This is a genomic window from Pseudomonas sp. PDM17, from assembly GCF_014851985.1.
Lineage (GTDB): Bacteria > Pseudomonadota > Gammaproteobacteria > Pseudomonadales > Pseudomonadaceae > Pseudomonas.
Genome location: NZ_JACVAT010000002.1, coordinates 175624 through 196553, shown reverse-complemented (window position 1 = coordinate 196553; position 20930 = coordinate 175624). Strand labels below are relative to the sequence as shown.

The following is a 20930-nucleotide window of genomic DNA, read 5'->3' as shown; positions in this document are numbered from 1 at the left end:
CTATTGGTGCGTGCAGCCCCATGCCTAAAGAAATCCCCTAGTCGGCGCCGGGTTACTCCGCAGTCCCTTCGCGCTACGCTGCGCGGTATAAAGACGCCACTGCATTGCGAGACCGATTTCGATGTTTCAGCCCAAGCCCGACGACTTCCTCGCCCTGCTCCAGGCCATGCCGCTGTGCGTGATCCTCCACGACGCGCAGACCAAGGAAATCCTCTGGGCGAACAACGCAGCGCTGGCCGTGCTCGGCTTCACCCTCGAAGAGCTGGTACCGCTGAAAGCGCCGGACATGACCGCCAAGGCCCCGCAGTACCGCCGCTCGGTCGGCCTGCGCTGGCTGGAAGGCGCCGCGCGCACCGGGCAGCGCACCATCGAGTGGTGCTACCGCTCCAAGCAGGGCGTGGAAATCCTCTCTGAAGCCGTCGCCACCCGCGTCCACCTGCAGGAGCGCGATGTGCTGATGGTGCAGTTCCGCGACATCTCGAAGGAGAAGCAGGTCGAGCGCGACCTGCAGCGTTTCGAGAGCCGGCTGAAGGCCTTCATGCAGGACCTGGCAGAAGGCGTGGCAGTGCTGGATGCCGACGGCAAGCTGCGCTTCCTCAGCGAATCTGCCCTGCCCCTGCTGGGCGGCAGCCAGGACGACTGGCTGGCGCACAACTTCCTCGGCCGCTGCGACACCGCCACGCGCCCGCGCCTGGAACACCACCTCGCCATGCAGCCGCCGAGCCGCGAGCCCTACTCGGTCAGTTACCAGTTGCAGCGCCTGGACGGCGAATGGCGCTGGCACCACGCGACCTGCCGCTACATCGAGATCGAGGACGACCTGGTCGGCCACCTTCTGCTGTTCCGCGACGTCACCGACCAGGTGCGCGCGGCCCAGGCGCAGCGCCAGAGCGACCAGAAGCTGGAGTACCTGGCGCGGTACAACGCCATGGGCGAGATGGCCCTGGCGATTGCCCACGAGCTCAGCCAACCGCTGGCGGCCACGCGCAACTTCATCGAGGGCGCGCTGATCCGCCTGGACCGCGAACAGAAGACCGAGGCCTCCGCCGCCTGGGGCCTGGACAGCGCGGTGCGGCAGATCGAGCACGCCTCCCTGATCATCAAGAGCGTGCGCGAATACGTGGTGAAGCTGGAGCAGGCCGAACAGCGCATCGACCTCAACGAACTGCTTGGCGAGACTCTCTACTTCATCAGCCTCAAGGCCCAGCCGAGCAACGTGCGCGTGGAGCTGGAGCGTTGCGAGGAACCGCTGTGGGTGAGCTGCGAGAAGGTGCTGGTCGGCCAGGTGATCCTCAACCTCGCCTTCAACGCCATCGAGGAGATGCTCAACCTCCCCGAAGACCGCCGCCTGCTGCGCATTCGCACTTCTAGCGAAGGGAACAGCGCGCGATTGTCAGTCCTCGATCAGGGCCGGGGCATCGATGCCGGCGCCAAGGAAAGGTTGTTCGATGGCTTCTTCACGTCGAAGGTGAGCGGCAACGGCATCGGTCTTGCGCTGTGCCAGAGCATCGTCTCGCGGCATCGCGGTGATATCTGGGCGGAGAATGTCGAGCCGTGTGGCGCGATGTTCTGTTTCGAGTTGCCGTTGGCGCAGTGATTGACCGCCGGCCCAGCCGGCGGGTCGCGGGCATGGCCCGCTCCTACAAAAGAAGGCCGGCGCACACCCTGCTTTTCGCTCCTGAAGACTTCCAGAGAAATATCCGTGCGCGCCGAGTGCCCCGTTCAGGAGGCCTCGTTGAAGCGAAGTTTCAGGGGTTGAGCGGCATGGATGCCGCGAGAGCGCTGTCGGACCAGGGATGGCCCTTCGCAGCGTGCCCCTGAAACTTCGCTTCAACGAGGGTATTTTTCGCCTAAGCGAAAAACCGGATGTCCGGGGCAAGCCTTTTGGTTACTTTTCGGCGTTTGGAAAAGTGACTCGCCCGAGGGGGCGAAACACTATGTCCGCGCGCACGCCGAAGCGACGCAGAAACACCCAAGTCAATGCAGCACCGTAGGGCGGATAACGCTGGCGCGTTATCCGCCCTACGAAATGCGCCATCGCTAGGCTCCACCAAAGAAAACGGCGCCCGTGGACGCCGTTATCGGTTAAGGAACAACTCACCCCTGGGACTTCTTGATGATCGCCTCGGCAATGTTCGCCGGCGCCTCGGCGTACTTGGTGAACTCCATCGAGTAGCTCGCCCGCCCCTGGGACATCGAACGCACGTCCGTGGCGTAGCCGAACATCTCGCCCAGCGGCACCTCGGCACGGATGACCTTGCCTGCCGGCGTATCCTCCATGCCCTGGATCAGCCCGCGACGGCGGTTGAGGTCGCCCATCACGTCGCCCATGTAATCCTCGGGCGTCACCACCTCGACCTTCATCACCGGCTCCAGCAGCACCGCGCCGCCCTTCTGCGAGAGCTGCTTGGTGGCCATGGAGGCGGCGATCTTGAACGCCATCTCGCTGGAGTCGACGTCGTGGTAAGAGCCGTCGAACACCGAGGCCTTCAGGCCGATCAGCGGGTAGCCGGCGAGCACGCCGTTCTGCATCTGTTCCTCGATACCCTTCTGGATCGCCGGGATGAACTCGCGCGGGATGACACCGCCGACCACCTCGTTGACGAACTCCAGCCCGTCCTTGCCCTCGTCGCCCGGCTCGAAGCGAATCCAGCAGTGGCCGAACTGGCCACGGCCACCGGACTGGCGGACGAACTTGCCTTCGATCTCGCACTTCCTGCGGATCGCCTCGCGGTAGGCCACCTGCGGCTTGCCGATGTTGGCCTCGACGTTGAACTCGCGGCGCATGCGGTCGACGATGATGTCCAGGTGCAACTCGCCCATGCCGGAGATGATGGTCTGCCCGGTTTCCTCATCGGTCTTCACGCGGAACGAGGGGTCTTCCTGGGCCAGCTTGGACAGGGCGATGCCCATCTTCTCCTGGTCGGCCTTGGTCTTGGGTTCCACGGCCACGGAGATCACCGGATCGGGGAAGTCCATGCGCTCGAGGATGATCGGCTTGTCGATGGAGCACAGGGTGTCGCCGGTGGTGACATCCTTCATGCCGATCAGCGCGGCGATGTCGCCGGCGCGCACTTCCTTGATCTCTTCGCGCTGGTTGGCGTGCATCTGCACCATGCGGCCGACGCGCTCCTTCTTGATCTTCACCGAGTTGAGCACGGCGTCGCCGCTGCTCAGTACGCCGGAATAGACGCGGGCGAAGGTCAGGGTGCCGACGAAGGGGTCGGTGGCGATCTTGAAGGCGAGCGCGGAGAACGGCTCGCTGTCGTCGGCGTGGCGTTCCAGGTGCTTCTCTTCGTCGTCCGGGTCGGTGCCGTTGATCGCGGGGATTTCCGTGGGCGCCGGCAGGTAGTCGATCACCGCGTCGAGCACCAGCGGCACGCCCTTGTTCTTGAACGAGGAGCCCAGCACCGCCGGGACGATCTGGTTGGCCAGGGTGCGCTGGCGCAGGCCGGCCTTGATCTCCTCGATGGTCAGTTCCTGGCCTTCGAGGTACTTGTTCATCAGGTCATCGTTGGCTTCGGCCGCAGCCTCGACCATGTGCGCGCGCCACTCGTCCGCCAGCGCCTGCAGTTCGGCCGGGATAGGTTCCTCGGTGTAGCTGGTGCCCTGGTCGGCGTCGTTCCAGACGATGGCCTTCATCTTCACCAGGTCGATCTGCCCGGCGAAGTTTTCCTCCGAGCCGATGGCCAGCTGGATCGGCACCGGGGTATGCCCCAGGCGCTGCTTGATCTGCGCCACCACGCGGAGGAAGTCGGCGCCCTGGCGGTCCATCTTGTTGACGTAGGCCAGGCGCGGCACGTGGTACTTGTTGGCCTGGCGCCAGACCGTCTCGGACTGCGGCTCAACGCCATCGGCGCCGCTGAACACCACCACCGCGCCGTCGAGCACGCGCAGGGAGCGCTCCACCTCGATGGTGAAGTCCACGTGGCCAGGAGTGTCGATGATGTTGAAGCGGTACTTGTTGGGGTACTGCTTGGAGGAGCCCTGCCAGAACGCCGTGGTGGCCGCCGAGGTGATGGTGATGCCGCGCTCCTGCTCCTGCACCATCCAGTCCATGGTCGCCGCGCCGTCGTGCACCTCGCCCATCTTGTGGTTCACACCGGTGTAGAAAAGGATGCGCTCGGTCGTCGTGGTCTTGCCGGCGTCGACGTGGGCGACGATGCCGATATTGCGGTAAAGCTCGATGGGCGTGGTGCGAGCCATGGTGTGCTCCGTATCTGCTGGGTGACTGCCGGGCCTGCTGCTGCAGATCCGTTGCCTGCGCGGGACGGCGAGAGGAAGTGCGGCGTCAGAAATTTCTGAGCGCAACAGGCTCAAGGTAGCGCGTCTTCGTGGCAATTCCAGTGTCGGAGGGTCGCAGGCAGTGTCGTCCGACCGGCTGCGCCGCCGTGCCATTGCGCTATGCGGCGGGAAAACCATAAAATGATAGGCATTCTCAAATGAAAATCTGACGCACGCACCGTGGCCCTCGTCGAAACCCCGTCCCCGCAGCATCTGCACACCCTCTACAACGAGCACAACGGCTGGCTCCAGCAGTGGCTGCGCGGCAGACTGGGCAACGCCTGGGATGCCGCCGACCTCGCCCATGACACCTTCCTGCGGCTGCTGCGGCGGCCGCTGGAGGACCTCGGCGAACGCCCGCGCGCCCTCCTCACCCATATCGCCAAGGGCCTGCTGGTGGACCGCTGGCGGCGTCAGGAGATCGAACGCGCCTACCAGGAAAGCGTCGCCGCACTGCCCGAAGAGCAGGCGCCCGGCCCGGAAACCCGCGAGCTGATCCTCGAAGCGCTGGAGCGCATCGATGCCGCCCTGAGCGAGCTGCCGGCACTGACCCGCGAGGCCTTCCTGCTGTCGCAACTGGACGGCCTGACCTACCCGGTGATCGCCGAGCGCCTGGGCATTTCCCTGGCCAGCGTGAAGCGCTACATGCGCGCCGGCTTCGTCGCCTGCCTGAGCGTCGCCTGATGCGCGAGCAACCGCTGGACCCCGGCATCCTCGGCGAAGCCGCCGACTGGCTGGTGCGCCTCAACGAACACCCGGCCAGTAGCGCCGACCTGCAGGCCATCGAGCAATGGCGCGCGCGCAGCGCCCAGCACGCCGAAGCCTGGCGCCGCGCCGAAGCGCTGCTGGGCCTGCGCCAACTGCCGCCGGGCCTTGGCCGGCAGAGCCTGCAACGCAGCGGCCTGAGCCGCCGGCAGATGCTCAACCGCCTGGGCGTGCTGATGGCCGTGGCGCCGGCTGCCTGGCTGGCGGCGCGGCAGCTGCCCTGGGCGGAATGGAACGCCGACCTGCGCACCGCCGTAGGCGAGCGCAAGCACCTGCGCCTGCCCGATGGCAGCCAGCTCACCCTGAATACCGACAGCGCGGTGAACGTGGCCTTCAACGCCCGTGAGCGGCGCCTGAGCCTGCTCGAAGGCGAAATCCTCGTCGACGCCCTGCCCGACCCGCGCCCCTTCCTCGTCGACAGCCGCCACGGCCAGCTGCGCACCCCGGCCGCACGTTTCAGCCTGCGCGACCTGGGAGATGCATGCCGCGTCGCGGTGCTCGACAAGGAGGTCAGCGTCGAGCTGCCGGGCTATGCGAGCCAGACGGTCGGCGCCGGCCAGCAACTGGTGTTCGGTGCACAGGGCTTCCAGCCGCTGCAGACAGCGGACGCCAACGCCAGCGCCTGGGAAAACGGCATGCTGCTGGCCCAGGGCATGCGCCTGGACGACCTGCTGGGTGAGCTGGGCCGCTACCGCAGCGGCTTCCTGCGCTGCGACCCGCGCCTGGCGAACCTGCGCGTGACCGGGGCGATCCCGCTGGGCGACAGCGACGCCGGCCTGGCGCTGCTAGCGGACATGCTGCCGGTGAAGCTGCGGCGGATGACGCGCTACTGGGTCACGGTGGAGCCAGCGTGAAAGGCCGTTTCCCCCGTAGGGCGCATAACCTGGGACAGGTTATCCGCCGGCATGCTCATGGCGGATAACGCTGGCGCGTTATCCGCCCTACGAACTGTGACTCCTGTGCCTGTGATTCCCCCTCACCCCAGCCCTCTCCCTCAGGGAGAGGGAGCAGATCGTACCGGCGGACGCCACGGTTTCCTCCTGCACCCAGACAGTCCCCTCTCCCTCCGGGAGAGGATTAGGGTGAGGGCGGCCCAGCGCCGGGCTATCCATCTACCTGTAGGAGCGGGCCATGCCCGCGATTGCCCCCATGGGCGCACCCCCCAAAAAACTACCTGAAAATTTCTTCGCCCATCCCTGACACCTTTTCCAATCTCGCCCGGTGAAGAGGAAGACAACCTCTATTTGCCGACAGGAACACTCCATGCTCCTCCGCTCCCGCCTCCGCCCGCACTCCCTCGCCCTGGCCGTCGGCCTGGCCCTGACCGGCGGCGTCGTGCTGCCCAGCCTGGCCGCCGAAGCCGCCAGCCAGCAGCGCCAGTACGACATTGCCCCCGGCCCGCTGGGCGAGGTGCTGGCACGCTTCGCCGCCCAGGCCGGCGTGCCGCTGGCGTTCGAGGCGCAGGCGCTGAACCGCCAGCAGAGCACGGGTCTGAAAGGCAGCTTCGCCCCCGAGCAGGGCCTGGAGCAGTTGCTTGAAGGCAGCGGCTACCGCCTGGTGCGCAAGAGCAGCGGTTACGGCGTAGAGGCCGCCCCCGATGACAGCGGCGCCCTGGAAATGGACGCCACCACCGTCAGCGGCGCGGCCCAGCAACCCGGTGACCTGCCGCCCGCCTATGCCGGCGGCCAGGTCGCCCGTGGCGCGCAGTTGGGCATGATGGGTAACCAGGACATCCAGGACGTGCCCTTCAGCTTCGCCAGCCACACCGCCAAGACCATCCAGGACACCCAGGCGCAGACCGTCGGTGACGTGCTGCTCAACGACGCCTCGGTGCGCCAGGGCAACGGCTACGGTAACTTCTCGCAGATCTTCGTCATCCGCGGCCTGCCGCTGAGCACCGACGACGTCTCGCTCAACGGCCTGTACGGCGTCACCCCGCGGCAGATCATCGGTACCGAGTCGCTGGAGCGCGTCGAGCTGTTCAAGGGCCCCAACGCCTTCATCAACGGCGTAACGCCCAGCGGCAGCGGCATCGGCGGCGCGGTCAACCTGCAGACCAAGCGCGCCGAGGACACCCCCACCCGCAGCGTGACCCTGGGCTACGGCAGCGACAACCAGATCGGCGAACACCTCGATCTCGGCCAGCGCTTCGGCGAGGACAACCGCTTCGGCGCGCGGGTCAACCTGGCCCAGCGCGAAGGCGAGACTGGCGTTGACGACGAGAACCAGCGCTACAAGCTGGCCACCGTCAACCTCGACTACCGTGGCGAGCGCCTGCGCCTGAATACCGACTTCGGCTACCAGAAGCAGCGCATCAACCAGGGCCGCCCGGTGGTCTACGTCGGCAGCGGCGTCACCAGCATTCCCCACGCCCCGGACGCCGACCACAACTACGGCCAGTCCTGGAGTTATTCGCAGCTGGAAGACACCTTCGGCATGTTCCGCGCCGAGTACGACCTCAACGACAACTGGACGGCCTACCTCTCCGGCGGCGCCAAGCACACCCGCGAGAACGGCGCCTACTCCGCGCTGACCCTCAACGACAACAGCGGCGACGCGGGCGGCGGCACCATGGATGCTACCCACGACGAGGACAACAAGAGCGCCATGGCCGGCCTCAACGGCCACTTCGCCACCGGCCCGGTCACCCACCAGATGAACCTCAGCGTCGCCGGCATCTGGGCCGAGCAGCGCAGCGCCTACACCATGGCCACCAAGCGCTACCCGACCGACCTCTACAACCCGGTGCAGACGCCCAAGCCCGCGCCGACCCTGGCCGGCGGCGACTACAGCGACCCGGGCATCGTCGGCAAGACACGGAACAGGAGCGTGGCCGCCGCCGACACCCTGGGCTTCCTCGACGACCGCGTGCTGCTGACCGTCGGCGTGCGCCGCCAGAGCATCGGCACCGACGGCTGGAACTACGTCGGCAAGCGCACCGCCAGCTACGACGAATCCATCACCACGCCGGTCTACGGCCTGGTGGTGAAACCCACCGAGTACCTGTCGCTCTACGCCAACCGCATCGAAGGCCTGGCCGCGGGCCCGACCGCGCCCAGCAGCGCTTCCAACTTCGGCGAAGTCTTCGCGCCGAACCGCTCCAAGCAGGTGGAAGTGGGCGCCAAGCTGGACTTCGGCAGCTACGGGGGCAACCTGGCCTTCTACCGCATCGAGCAGCCGTTCAGCACCACCGACCCGGATTCGAAGATCTTCAGCGTCGACGGTGAGCAGGAGAACCGCGGCATCGAACTGAACCTCTTCGGTGAGCCGGTCGACGGCCTGCGCCTGCTGGCCGGCGGCACCTGGATCGACACCGACCTGAAGAACACTGCCGGCGGCAAGACCGACGGCAACCGTGCCGTGGGTGTACCGACCTTCCAGTACAACCTGGGCGCCGACTGGGACGTCCCCGGCATCCAGGGCGCCGCCATCAATGGCCGCGTGCTGCGCACCGGCGGCCAGTACCTGGACGCCGCCAACGACCTGAGCATCCCGGCCTGGACCCGCTTCGACCTCGGCGCCCGCTACGCCTTCAAGGTGGACGAGCGCGACGTGACCCTGCGCGCCAACCTGGAGAACGTCGCCAACAAGTCGTACTGGGCCTCCACCATCGGCGGCTACCTGACCCAGGGTGACCCGCGCACCCTGAAGCTGTCGATGACCGTCGACTTCTGATTTCCCCATCGCGACAGGGACGTCGCACCCCAGCCCCACCCCGGCCGCCGGCCTCCAGACCGGCGGCGCAGGCACCCGGCAAGCAGGCGAAAAACACCCCCGGCCGTCTCGCCACTGGATCGCAACACCCATCCGGGTCCATGCTAGAAGCTCGCCCATTTGCCGGAGTTCGCCCCATGAGCGACGCCATCACCATCGATTTCGTCTCCGACGTGGTCTGCCCCTGGTGCGCCATCGGCCTCAACGGCCTGCTGACCGCCATCCGCCGGGTGGACGGCGAACTGACCGTGGAGCTGCGCATCAAGCCCTTCGAGCTGAATGCCGACATGCCCGCCGAAGGGGAAGACCTGGTGGAGCACCTGCAGCGCAAGTACGGCAGCAGCGCCGAGGACATCGCCCGCAATCAGGAGCACCTGCGCTCCATGGGCGAGGAAGTCGGCGTGCACTTCGACCTGAAGAAGCGCAGCCGCATCTACAACACCTTCGACGCCCATCGCCTGCTGCACTGGGCGGGTGAATCGCACCGCGACATCGCTCTGAAGCAGGCGCTGCTGCACGCCTACTTCGGCGAAGGGCGCGACCCGAGCGACCCGGAAGTGCTGCTGGAAGTGGCCGTCAGCGTCGGCCTGGACGCGGTGCGCGCGCGGGAAATCCTCGACAGCGACGCCTACGCCGACGAGGTGGTGGCCGAGGAGGACTTCTACACCAGCCATGGCATCCGTGCGGTGCCGGCGGTGATCCTCAATGGTCGCCAGCTGATCTCCGGGGCGCAGAGCACCGACTACTACGAGCAGGCGCTGCGCCAGGTGGCGCGCCATGCGCCGTTGCCGGAGTGAGCCTTCTACCGCAGTGAAATCGCCCGCTTCGCGCGGGCCTTTTCATTTGGCACTCTCGTTTCCTGCGAACGCGGTGCTCCCCTGTAGGAGCGGACATTATCCGCGAAGGATTGCAGGACCGTAGGGCGCATAACCGGGAACAGGTTATCCGCCGGCACCCGCACGGCAGATAACGCTGGCGCGTTATGCGCCCTACAAGGGCCGCCCGCCTGCATTTGCCACAAAAGAAAAACGGCGCCCGAAGGCGCCGTTTCTCGTGCAGCATCAGCCGATCAGAGCGCCGACCAGCCGTCCATCTGACCGCCCAGGTCAGCGGAGTGCTCGGACAGCAGCGCCGCGTAGCCGCTGATGTGCTCATGGGAGAGCTCCATGACCGGGTACGCCAGGACCTGCCAGGGCAGCTTGTCGTTGCCGTCGTACTCGGAGTACGCCACCTTCTGCCCGTTCTGCAGCAGCATGATGGCGAAGTCCAGGGCGGACTGCTCGTCCGGGAAGATCACCGCGAACTCCACCTCATGCTCGAGGGAGAGGTCTTCGCCGTCTTCCTGCAGGGCCCACAGGGCATCGCCGATTTCGTCTTCCGGGAAAAGCTGCTTGTCGCGGCTCATGTCACTGCTCCAGTTCGATTTACAAAGTGCCCGGTGTGGGCACGCCCGCGCAGGATACCCGTCCTGCATGACAACTGCCGGAAAATCTCGCCGGCACCATCGCCTTTCGTGATGTTCACCATCACGGCGTTTCACTTCCGAGCTTGCCCGCCTGGCGCGAGGATGTGTCCATCGGGCCTGCGCCCTCCCCTCATCGAGCCTGCGACCATGCACAGCACCGAGGCCTACCGCATCACCTACATCACCCTGGACGAGGTGCAATTGCACTTCGAGACCGAAATCGCCATCCCCGACGAGGACGGTGGCCTCGCCCTGCTCCGTGCCGCCACGCCGCCAGCCGAACGCCGGGCGCTGCGCGAGCTGATCTGCGAGCAGGCTCCGGCGGTTCTTTCAGCGTAGACCCTGCAAAGCAATAGCCCCGCATTCGCGGGGCTATTGCTTCAGGCTTCGAACCTCACGCCTGCAACTGATTGCCGATCGGTAGCGTGCGGATACGCTTGCCGGTCGCCGCGAACAGCGCGTTGGCCAGCGCCGGCGCCAGGGGCGGCACGCCCGGCTCACCGACACCGGTCGGCGGTTCGGCGGACGGCACGATGTGCACCTCCACTACCGGCATCTCGTTGATGCGCAGCACCTGGAAGTCGTGGAAATTGGACTGGTCGACCTTGCCGTCGGTCAGCGTGATGGCGCTGTGCAGCGCCGCCGACAGGGCGAAGCCGATGCCTCCCTCCATCTGCGCCTTGATCACGTCCGGGTTGATCGCCAGGCCGCAGTCCACTGCGCAGACCACGCGGTCCACCTTGAAGCTCTTGTCGGCCTTGTAAGTCACCTCGACCACCTGGGCGACGAAGCTGCCGAACGACTCGTGCACGGCGATCCCGCGACCGCGCTGTTCGCCGTCCTTGCCCTTTTCCAGCGGGGCCAGCCAGTTCGCCCGCTGCGCCACCAACTCCAGCGCGCCACGATGACGCGGGTGCTTTTCCAGCAGCTTGCGGCGGAACTCGTACGGGTCCTGCTTGGCGGCAATGGCCGCTTCGTCGACCAGCGTCTCGGTGGAGAACGCCGTGTGGGTATGACCCACCGAGCGCCACCACTGGGTCGGCACCGTGACGTTCTCCGCCAGCGCCTGTTCGACGCGCAGGTTGGGCACGGCGTAAGGCAGATCGGCGGCGCCCTCGACGGCGATCTTGTCGACACCGTCCTTGACCATGAACTTCTCGAACGGCGTGCCGACGATGAAGGATTGCCCCACCAGCCGCTGCTCCCAGCCCACCAGATTGCCCTGGGCATCCACCGCCAGCCGCGCGCGGTGCAGGAAGGCCGGACGGTAGTAGCCGGCGCGGGTGTCGTCTTCGCGGGTCCAGACCATCTTGATCGGTACCTTCACGCCTTGCTCGCGGGCCGCCTTGGCAATGGCGACCGCCTCCAGCACGTAGTCCGAATGCGGATTGGCGCGGCGGCCAAAGCTGCCGCCGGCGTACAGCTGGGTGATGCTCACCTGCTCGGGCGGCATGCCCAGCAGCTGCGCCACCGACATCTGGTCGCCGGTCTGCCACTGCTCGCCGTTCCAGATCTGGCAGCCGTCTTCCTTGAGGAAGACCACACAGTTCAGCGGCTCCATGGCCGCGTGGGCAAGATAGGGGAACTGGTATTCCGCCTCGATCAGATGCGCTGGTTTCTCCAGCGCCTTGCCGATGTCACCTTCGTTGCGCGCCACCAGGCCCGGCTTGCTGGCCATGTCGCGGTACTGGGCGAAGATTTCCTTGCTGCCCATCTTGAAGGCCTTGCTCTCGTCCCACTCGACCTGCAGCGCGTCACGACCCTGGCGCGCGGCCCAGGTGTTCTTCGCCAGTACCGCGACCCCGGCAAAACGCCGCTCGCTGCCGGGGAACTGCACCACGTCGACCACGCCGGGCACGGCCTTGGCCTTGCTCGCATCGACTTTCACCGGCACGCCGCCGAAGCGCGGCGGATGGGCAACCACGGCCACCAGCATGTCGGGCAGGTGTACGTCCTGGGTGAACTGCGCGGTGCCATCGGTCTTCGAGGGGCTGTCCTTGCGTGGCAGCTTCACCTGGCCGATCAGCTTGAAGTTCTTCGGGTCCTTTAGTTTCACGTCCGCCGGCACCGGCTGCTTCGCCGCCGCCTCGGCCAGTTCGCCGAAGCCGGCCTTGCGCCCGGAAGCCGGATGGGTGACGACGCCGTCGTGCACTTCGATCTGCGCCGCCGGCACCTTCCACTGTTCCGCCGCTGCGCCGACCAGCATGGCGCGGGCACTGGCGCCGGCCTTGCGCATCTGTTCGAAGGAGTTGGCCATGGCGTTGCTGCCGCCGGTGCCTTGCAGGTTGCCGAAGGCCAGGTTGGCGTAGCGCTTGGCATCAGCCGGTGCGCCTTCGACCTGCACGTGGCTCCAGTCGGCGTCCAGTTCCTCGGCGACCAGCGTGGCCAGGCCGGTGTAGCTGCCCTGGCCCATTTCCACATGCTTGGCGATCACGGTGACGGTGCCGTCCGGGGCGATGCGCACGAAAGCGTTGGCCTCGAAATCGCTGGCCGCCTGGGCGTCGCCCAGCTTGCCCAGCAGCGGCGCGAAATAGATGCCCAGGGCCAGACCGCCAGCGCCACGCAGGAAGCTGCGGCGGCTGACGTTGAGGATGCTGCCGGGCTGCGCCGGCTGTTCGTCGGTACGGGGTTCGAGCATGACTTCGGTCCTCAAGCCAGGGTCTGGGCGGCGTCGTGGATGGCCGCGCGGATCCGCGCATAGGTGGCGCAACGGCAGATGTTGCCGCTCATGGCGGCGTCGATGTCGGCGTCGCTGGGCTTCTTGTTCGAAGCCAGCAGCGCGGTGGCCGACATGATCTGCCCGGACTGGCAGTAGCCGCACTGCACCACGTCGAGCTTGCGCCAGGCCTCCTGCACCGCCTTGCCGGCGGCCTGCTCGGCCACCGCTTCGATGGTGGTGATCTTCTTGCCGGCCACCGCCGCCAGCGGGGTGACGCAGGAGCGCGTCGGCTGGCCATCGATGTGCACGGTGCAGGCGCCGCACAGCGCCATGCCGCAGCCGTACTTGGTGCCGGTCAGCCCGGCGACGTCGCGGATGGCCCAGAGCAGCGGCATCTCACCGGGGGCGTCGAGCTCGTGGTCCTTGCCGTTCAGGTTCACGGTAATCATCAGGAATTTCACCTCTTTCACTGGGTGATAAAAAACAGGGTCTTGAAAGGGAGCCAAGCGCAGCGGCTCCGGCACGCAGTGGATTCAGCCTAGGCGCAGCGGCCGGCAGGTGCCGCGACGATACGCGAGGAAGGCGCCGAGCGGTTTGCCTGGTTCTCCCGAGGCTTGCCTGATACTGCGGGGGATGTTGCGGCGTATAGAAGGCTCTACTCCGAGACTTTGCGGCCGGCGGATCAGTACCGGAAGCCCGCATTTGCCCCGAGTAGGATGGCGTGGAGCGCAGCGATATCCATCACACCTGGCGTGGAGACAGCATGGGTATCGCCTAGGCTCCACCCATCCTACGTTCCAGCAAGTCTTTATCCGTCGCAGAGGCGGCAATAATGAGTGCGCATAAAAAAGCCACTCCGAAGAGTGGCTTTTTCAATCACGAATGACGGATCACTCCGGCATCTTCATCACCACACGGCCGCCGCCCGGGCAGGTTTCCATGTAGTAGTTGGCATCGCGGTACTGGGCGAAATCGAACACCCGGTCGATGCTCGGCTTGAGCAACTGGTCGGCGGTCATCTGGTTGATCGCGGTCAGCGCCCGTTGCACGGCTTCGTCGTTGCGGGTCAGGCCGATCTCCGGTTGCCCGGTGAAGTCCAGCACGCAGTGGCGGTAGAACTGCAGGTGCTTCTTGAACGCCGCGCAGGCCGGGAAGGCTGCGTCGTTGCCGCCATTGATGCCGTAGAGGATCAGCTTGCCACGCGGCGCGGCAACGTCACCCAGCAGCTTCATCTGCGGACCGGCGCACTGGTCGAGGACGATCTCCACGCCTTCACCCTTGGTGAAGCGCTCGACTTCCAGCACCAGGTCCTGCTCCTCGGTGTAGATGATCTTGTCCGCACCCAGGCCTTTCAGAAACTCGCGGGTTTCCTCGTGGCTGGTGGTGGCGATCACCTGGGCGCCGAGCGCCTTGGCCAACTGCACCGCCTGCGGGGCGAGGCAATGACCAGCCTCGGTGATCAACACGCGCTGGCCGGGCTTGATCTGCGCCAACTCCACCAGGGCGAAGTAGGAATACAGCAGGCCGGTGTAGTGCACGGCGGCTTCGACCGGGGTCAGCACCTCGGGATAACGGGTCAGCGAGGTGCGCGGCACGATGACGTGGTCGCCCCAGGCCGGGTACAGGTTCGGCGAGTTCGCCGGGAAACTGGCCACCGCCACGCCGGGCTCGAGGTCTTCAACGCCCTCGCCCACGGCTTCGACGATGCCGGAGAGTTCATAGCCGATGCCCGCCGGCAGCTTGGCCTGATCCGGGGCGAGGTTCTGCCGCCAGAGCACGTCGCGCCAACTGACGCCCAGTGCCTGGGTACGGACCAGCACTTCACCCGGCCCCGGCTGCGGGGTCGGCATTTCCTCGATCTTCAGGACCGAGGCGTCACCGAACTGGTGGAAACGGATCATGCGGGACATCACATACCTCGCCTTAGTAGTGCTCATAGCCACGGACTCTATCCGGGCTTTAGGGGTGACGCCACCGTTCACCATTGATAATTGACATAAACGCCGATGATTCGGCCCGCGTTGAAAGCCTTGTCCGGCGCGGCTGCAAGGCTCTGCGACGGGGCTGCGGGAGAGAACGGGGCGGCTCTGTTCCTACAGAGTCTGACCACACTGCCGGGGCGAGATTCTCATTAAAAAAGTGGAAATTGATCAAGGACTTATCTGACAGACTTGACTCAGGACACGCTCGGCCCCACTTTTCCCCCATCGCCAGGGAGTCCCTATGAACCGCAACGACCTCCGCAAGGTTGATCTCAACCTGTTGATCGTTTTCGAGACGCTGATGCACGAACGCAGCGTGACCCGCGCCGCCGAGAAGCTGTTCCTCGGCCAGCCGGCGATCAGTGCGGCCCTGGCGCGCCTGCGCGGTCTATTCGACGATCCGCTGTTCGTCCGCACCGGGCGCAGCATGGAACCCACCGCGAGGGCGCAGGAAATCTTCGGCCACCTCTCGCCGGCGCTGGACTCCATCTCCACCGCCCTGAGCCGTGCCGCCGACTTCGACCCGGCCACCAGCAAGGCGGTGTTCCGCATCGGCCTGTCCGATGACGTGGAGTTCGGCCTGCTACCGCCGCTGCTGCGCCGCCTGCGCTCCGAGGCGCCGGGGATCACCCTGGTGGTGCGCCGCGCCAACTACCTGCTGATGCCGCAACTGCTGTCGTCCGGGGAAATTTCCGTAGGCGTGAGCTACACCGACGAGTTGCCGGCCAACGCCAAGCGCAAGACCCTGCGCCGCAGCACCTGGAAGATCCTGCGTGCTGACTCGATCCCCGGTGCGCTGACCCTCGATGACTACTGTGCGCGCCCGCACGCGCTGGTGTCCTATGCCGGCGACCTGGACGGCTTCGTCGACCAGACCCTCGCCGAGATGGACCGCAAGCGCCAGGTGGTGCTGGCCGTGCCGCAGTTCGTCGGCCTCGCCCAGTTGCTGGCCGGCACCGACATCATCGCCACCGTGCCCGAATACGTGGCACTGGCGCTGACCGCCGCCGGCGGCCTGCGCGCCGAGGAGCCGCCCTTCCCCACCCGCCTGGCCGAGCTGTCCATGGTCTGGCGCGGTGCCCAGGACCAGGACCCGGCCGAGCGCTGGCTGCGCTCGCGCATCACCATGTTCGTGGGTGATCCGGACAGTCTCTGACCCCACCCCACCGTAGGGCGCATAACCTGGAACAGGTTATCCGCCGGCAACGACGCGGCGGATAACGCCCGAGGCGTTATTCGCCCTACGCAACTCGCTCCTACAAAAGTCCTTTCGGCCAAACATCAGCGTGGGGCGGCCCCCTCTCCCCAGCCCTCTCCCTGAAGGGAGAGGGAGCTAAAAGCGGCAAACCCCGTGCCCACTCCTTCTATCTATTCCTGCGCATAGTGCAAAAGCATTTATCACTGCGCGTGATAATCAAAATCTGCTCGTTCGATTAGTTCCCGGGCGCCCCCTTGCGCAGACTCCGCTCCATCAGAAATCCCAAAACCAATTAGATCGCCGGAGTATTTCCATGGAGCGAAATCTGAACACCTTGCGTATTCCGTTGGCGTTGGCCGCCGTGCTGGTTCTCAGCGCCTGCGGCAAGGGCCAGGAAGCGGCGCAGAACATGGCCGCCCCCAAGGTCAGCGTGGCGGACGTCATCGAACAACCGATCAACGAATGGGACGAGTTCACCGGCCGCCTGGAGGCCCCGGAGTCCGTTGAACTGCGTCCGCGCGTCTCCGGCTACATCGACCGCGTCGCCTTCCGTGAAGGCGCGCTGGTGAAGAAAGGCGACCTGCTGTTCCAGATCGACCCGCGGCCGTTCCAGGCCGAGGTCCATCGCCTGGAAGCCCAGCTGCAACAGGCTCGCGCCAACCAGACCCGTACCGTCAACGAAGCCTCCCGCGGTGATCGCCTGCGCGCCACCAACGCCATTTCCGCGGAGCTCGCCGACGCCCGCACCGCCGCCGCCACCGAGGCGAAAGCCGTGGTCGCCGCGACCCAGGCGGAACTGGACAACGCTCGCCTGAACCTGTCGTTCACCCAGGTCACCGCGCCCATCGACGGCCGCGTCTCGCGCGCCGAAGTCACCGCCGGCAATCTGGTGAACAGCGGCGAAAGCGTGCTGACCACCCTGGTCTCCACCGACAAGGTCTACGCCTACTTCGACGCCGACGAGCGCGTCTACCTGAAGTACGTCGACCTCGCCCGCAAGGGCGGCCCGGACGCCCGCGGTACCAGCCCGGTGTACCTGGGCCTGACCGGCGAGGACGGTTTCCCCCACCAGGGCCGCCTGGACTTCCTCGACAACCAGGTCAACCCCAAGACCGGCACCATCCGTGGCCGCGCCGTGTTCGACAACGACGCCAACCAGTTCACCCCCGGCCTGTACGCCCGCATCAAGCTGGTCGGCAGCGGCACCTACCCCGCCGCGCTGATCAAGGACGAAGCGGTCGGCACGGACCTTGGCAAGAAGTTCGTGCTGGTGCTCGACAAGGACAGCAAGGTGCAATACCGCGGCATCGAACTGGGCCCGAAACTCGAAGGCCTGCGCATCGTCCGCAGTGGCCTGGTGAAGGGTGATCGCATCGTGGTCAACGGCCTGCAACGGGTTCGCCCGGGCGCCCAGGTCGATGCCCAGGGTGTCGAGATGGCCAGCAAGGAAACCCTCGCCAACCTCGAAAGCCAGCGTCGCGCGCTGGAGAGCTTCGAGGCGCCGAAGGTCGCCGAGAAATCCTCCAAGCCGGGTGCGCCGCGCGGCTGACCCCAACCCGTAAGTCCTGAATCGATGTACCAGGCCCTGTCCCACCAGGGCCTTGGGTGACCTTTGTCCCGGGTTTGGCGAACCGCAGCGTTCGCGACAGGAACCAGCCATGAACTTTTCGCAATTCTTCATCCAGCGGCCGATCTTCGCCGCCGTGCTTTCGCTGATCATTCTGATCGGCGGGGCCATCTCGCTGTTCCAGCTACCGATCAGCGAATACCCCGAAGTGGTGCCGCCCACCGTGGTGGTGCGCGCCAACTTCCCCGGCGCCAACCCCAAGGTGATCGGCGAGACCGTCGCCGCACCGCTGGAACAGGCCATCACCGGCGTCGAGAACATGCTCTACATGTCCTCGCAGTCCACCGCCGACGGCAAGATGACCCTGACCATCACCTTCGCCCTGGGCACCGACCTGGACAACGCGCAGGTGCAGGTGCAGAACCGCGTGACCCGTACGCAGCCCAAGCTGCCTGAGGAAGTCACGCGGATCGGCATCACCGTCGACAAGGCCTCGCCCGACCTGACCATGGTCGTGCACCTGACCTCGCCGGATAACCGCTACGACATGCTCTACCTGTCCAACTACGCCATCCTCAACATCAAGGATGAGTTGGCGCGCCTGGACGGCGTGGGCGACGTGCAGCTGTTCGGCATGGGCGACTACTCCCTGCGCGTCTGGCTGGACCCGAACAAGGTCGCCTCGCGCAACCTGACCGCCACCGACGTGGTCGCCGCGATCCGCGAGCAGAACCGCCAGGTCGCCGCCGGTTCGCTGGGCGCCCCGCCCTCGCCGAGCGACACCAGCTTCCAGCTGTCGATCAACACCCAGGGTCGCCTGGTCACCGAGGAAGAGTTCGAGAACATCATCATCCGCAGCGGCCCGGACGGCGAGATCACCCGCCTGAAGGACATCGCCCGCGTCGAACTCGGCTCCAGCCAGTACGCCCTGCGCTCGCTGCTGGACAACCAGCCGGCGGTCGCCATCCCGATCTTCCAGCGCCCCGGTTCCAACGCCATCGCCATCTCCAACCTGGTGCGCGAGAAGATGGCCGAGCTGAAGAAGGACTTCCCCCAGGGCGTGGACTACTCCATCGTCTACGACCCGACCATCTTCGTCCGCGGCTCCATCGAAGCGGTGGTGCACACCCTGTTCGAAGCCCTGATCCTGGTGGTGCTGGTGGTCGTGCTGTTCCTGCAGACCTGGCGCGCCTCGATCATCCCGCTGGCCGCCGTGCCGGTGTCGCTGATCGGCACCTTCGCGGTGATGCACGCCTTCGGCTTCTCGCTCAACGCGCTGTCGCTGTTCGGCCTGGTACTGGCCATCGGCATCGTGGTGGACGACGCCATCGTGGTGGTGGAGAACGTCGAGCGGAACATCGGGCTGGGCCTCACACCCATCGAGGCGACCCAGCGCGCCATGAAGGAAGTGACCGGGCCGATCATCGCCACCGCGCTGGTACTGTGCGCCGTGTTCATTCCCACCGCGTTCATCTCCGGCCTCACCGGGCAGTTCTACCGGCAGTTCGCCCTGACCATCGCGATCTCCACGGTGATCTCCGCGTTCAACTCGCTGACCCTGTCGCCAGCGCTGTCCGCCGTGCTGCTCAAGGGGCACCACGAGCCGAAGGACCGCTTCTCGGTGCTGCTGGACAAGCTGCTGGGCGGCTGGCTGTTCCGTCCGTTCAACCGCTTCTTCGACCGCGCCAGCCACGGCTATGTCGGCACCGTCACCCGCGTGCTGCGTGGCAGTTCCATCGCGCTGCTGCTGTATGCGGGGCTGATCGGCCTGACCTACCTGGGCTTCTCCAGCACCCCGACCGGCTTCGTGCCGCAGCAGGACAAGCAGTACCTGGTGGCCTTCGCGCAACTGCCCGACGCCGCCACGCTGGACCGCACGGAAGCTGTGATCAAGCGCATGTCGGAAATCGCCGGCAAGCACCCGGGCATCGAGCACACCGTGTCCTTCCCGGGCCTGTCGATCAACGGCTTCACCAACAGCCCCAACAGCGGCATCGTCTTCACCCCGCTGAAAGACTTCAGCGAGCGTAAGGGCCCAGGGATGTCGGCCAACGAGATCGCCGCCGAGCTGAACAAGCAGTTCGCGGATATCCAGGACGCCTACATCGCGATCTTCCCGCCGCCGCCGGTACAGGGGCTGGGCACCATCGGCGGCTTCCGCCTGCAGATCGAGGACCGCGGCAACGCCGGTTACGAGGAGCTCTACGCACAGACCCAGAACATCCTCAACAAGGCCCGCGCACTGCCCGAGCTGAACCCGATGTCGGTGTTCACCAGCTACCAGGTGAACGTGCCGCAGGTGGATGCCGCCATCGACCGCGAGAAGGCCAAGACCCACGGCGTGGCGATCAGCGACATCTTCGACACCCTGCAGGTCTACTTAGGCTCGCTGTACGCGAACGACTTCAACCGCTTCGGACGCACCTACCAGGTCAACGTCCAGGGCGAGCAGCAGTTCCGTCTCGAACCCGAGCAGATCGGCCAGCTGAAGGTGCGCAACAACCTGGGTGAAATGGTCCCGCTGGCCACCTTCATCAAGATCAGCGACACCGCAGGTCCCGACCGCGTGATGCACTACAACGGCTTCATCACCGCCGAGATCAACGGCGCCGCCGCACCGGGCTACAGCTCCGGCCAGGCCGAGGCCGCCATCGAGCGCCTGCTCAAGCAGGAGCTGCCCAATGGCATGACCTACGAATGGACCGAGCTGACCTACCAGCAGATCCTCGCCGGCAACTCCGCGATCTACGTGTTCCCGCTCTGCGTGCTGCTCGCCTTCCTCGTGCTGGCCGCGCTGTACGAGAGCTGGGGTCTGCCGCTGGCGGTGATCCTGATCGTGCCGATGACCCTGCTGTCGGCCATCGCGGGCGTGATCCTGTCCGGTGGCGACAACAACATCTTCACCCAGATCGGCCTGATCGTGCTGGTGGGCCTGGCGTGCAAGAACGCGATCCTGATCGTCGAGTTCGCCAAGGACAAACAGGACGAAGGCATGGACCGCCTGAGCGCGGTACTGGAAGCCTGCCGCCTGCGTCTGCGGCCGATCCTGATGACCTCCATCGCCTTCATCATGGGCGTGGTGCCCCTGGTGCTGTCGTCCGGCGCCGGCGCCGAAATGCGCCATGCCATGGGTGTCGCGGTGTTCTCCGGGATGCTCGGCGTGACCTTCTTCGGCCTGTTGCTGACCCCGGTCTTCTATGTGCTGATCCGCCGCTTCATGGAAGCCCGTGAGGCGAAGAAGCAGGAACGCGCCGCCCTGAGCCACACGACCCATAACGAGGCCCACCAGGCATGAG

General features: G+C 66.1%; 14 protein-coding genes. 9 read left to right on the top strand and 5 right to left on the bottom strand.

All coding sequences use genetic code 11. The annotated features are described in order from the left end of the window. Window positions 1–121: 121 nt before the first annotated feature. Window positions 122–1597: an ATP-binding protein gene (locus tag IB256_RS06755; RefSeq protein ID WP_192401786.1), complete on the top strand. Its 1476-nt coding sequence runs from the start codon at window positions 122–124 to the stop codon at window positions 1595–1597. Between the two features lie 500 nt (window positions 1598–2097). On the opposite strand, the gene fusA is transcribed toward IB256_RS06755, so the two are convergent. Further along, complete coding sequence (fusA, locus tag IB256_RS06750; protein ID WP_192295226.1) at window positions 2098–4206, bottom strand: elongation factor G; 2109 nt, start codon at window positions 4204–4206, stop codon at window positions 2098–2100. 258 nt (window positions 4207–4464) lie between these two features. Here fusA and IB256_RS06745 point away from each other — a divergent pair, with 258 nt between their 5' ends. From IB256_RS06745 to IB256_RS06730, 4 genes are all read left to right on the top strand, one after another. After that, a complete protein-coding gene (locus IB256_RS06745) occupies window positions 4465–4968 on the top strand; it encodes a sigma-70 family RNA polymerase sigma factor (protein WP_192401785.1) in 504 nt (167 codons plus the stop codon). After that, window positions 4968–5903 carry a FecR domain-containing protein gene (locus IB256_RS06740; protein ID WP_081516805.1) on the top strand — a complete coding sequence of 312 codons (936 nt, stop codon included), beginning with the start codon at window positions 4968–4970 and terminating at the stop codon, window positions 5901–5903. The genes IB256_RS06745 and IB256_RS06740 overlap by 1 nt, the downstream gene beginning before the upstream one ends. 409 nt (window positions 5904–6312) lie before the next feature. Further along, window positions 6313–8724, top strand: a complete 2412-nt coding sequence (locus IB256_RS06735; protein ID WP_192401783.1) for a TonB-dependent receptor — start codon at window positions 6313–6315, stop codon at window positions 8722–8724. A gap of 176 nt (window positions 8725–8900) precedes the next feature. Further along, complete coding sequence (locus IB256_RS06730) at window positions 8901–9560, top strand: DsbA family oxidoreductase (RefSeq protein WP_192295222.1); 660 nt, start codon at window positions 8901–8903, stop codon at window positions 9558–9560. Window positions 9561–9832: 272 nt separating this feature from the next. On the opposite strand, the gene IB256_RS06725 is transcribed toward IB256_RS06730, so the two are convergent. Continuing rightward, window positions 9833–10168: a ribonuclease E inhibitor RraB gene (locus tag IB256_RS06725; protein ID WP_024762270.1), complete on the bottom strand. Its 336-nt coding sequence runs from the start codon at window positions 10166–10168 to the stop codon at window positions 9833–9835. Between the two features lie 207 nt (window positions 10169–10375). Between IB256_RS06725 and ptrC the strand changes: the two genes are divergently transcribed. Beyond that, a complete protein-coding gene (gene ptrC, locus IB256_RS06720) occupies window positions 10376–10567 on the top strand; it encodes a type III secretion system co-regulatory protein PtrC (RefSeq protein WP_081516802.1) in 192 nt (63 codons plus the stop codon). Between the two features lie 55 nt (window positions 10568–10622). Here ptrC and IB256_RS06715 read toward each other — a convergent pair whose 3' ends face one another. The 3 genes from IB256_RS06715 to IB256_RS06705 all read right to left on the bottom strand — a co-directional run bounded on the left by IB256_RS06715 (window position 10623) and on the right by IB256_RS06705 (window position 14797). Continuing rightward, window positions 10623–12866: a xanthine dehydrogenase family protein molybdopterin-binding subunit gene (locus tag IB256_RS06715; RefSeq protein ID WP_192401781.1), complete on the bottom strand. Its 2244-nt coding sequence runs from the start codon at window positions 12864–12866 to the stop codon at window positions 10623–10625. A gap of 11 nt (window positions 12867–12877) precedes the next feature. Continuing rightward, window positions 12878–13336 carry a (2Fe-2S)-binding protein gene (locus tag IB256_RS06710; protein ID WP_081516800.1) on the bottom strand — a complete coding sequence of 153 codons (459 nt, stop codon included), beginning with the start codon at window positions 13334–13336 and terminating at the stop codon, window positions 12878–12880. A 441-nt stretch (window positions 13337–13777) separates the two neighbouring features. Continuing rightward, on the bottom strand, window positions 13778–14797 hold the full coding sequence (locus IB256_RS06705; RefSeq protein WP_081516799.1) for a zinc-dependent alcohol dehydrogenase family protein: 1020 nt from the start codon (window positions 14795–14797) through the stop codon (window positions 13778–13780). 313 nt (window positions 14798–15110) lie between these two features. Here IB256_RS06705 and IB256_RS06700 point away from each other — a divergent pair, with 313 nt between their 5' ends. The 3 genes from IB256_RS06700 (at window position 15111) to IB256_RS06690 (ending at window position 20929) form a co-directional block, all read left to right on the top strand. Then, on the top strand, window positions 15111–16025 hold the full coding sequence (locus tag IB256_RS06700) for a LysR family transcriptional regulator (protein ID WP_017517481.1): 915 nt from the start codon (window positions 15111–15113) through the stop codon (window positions 16023–16025). A gap of 355 nt (window positions 16026–16380) precedes the next feature. Continuing rightward, window positions 16381–17616, top strand: a complete 1236-nt coding sequence (gene mexE / locus IB256_RS06695) for a multidrug efflux RND transporter periplasmic adaptor subunit MexE (RefSeq protein ID WP_192295220.1) — start codon at window positions 16381–16383, stop codon at window positions 17614–17616. Between the two features lie 109 nt (window positions 17617–17725). Further along, the gene (locus IB256_RS06690; protein ID WP_192401779.1) at window positions 17726–20929 is read left to right on the top strand and encodes an efflux RND transporter permease subunit; all 3204 of its coding nucleotides are present in this window, start codon (window positions 17726–17728) and stop codon (window positions 20927–20929) included. Window position 20930: the final 1 nt, after the last annotated feature.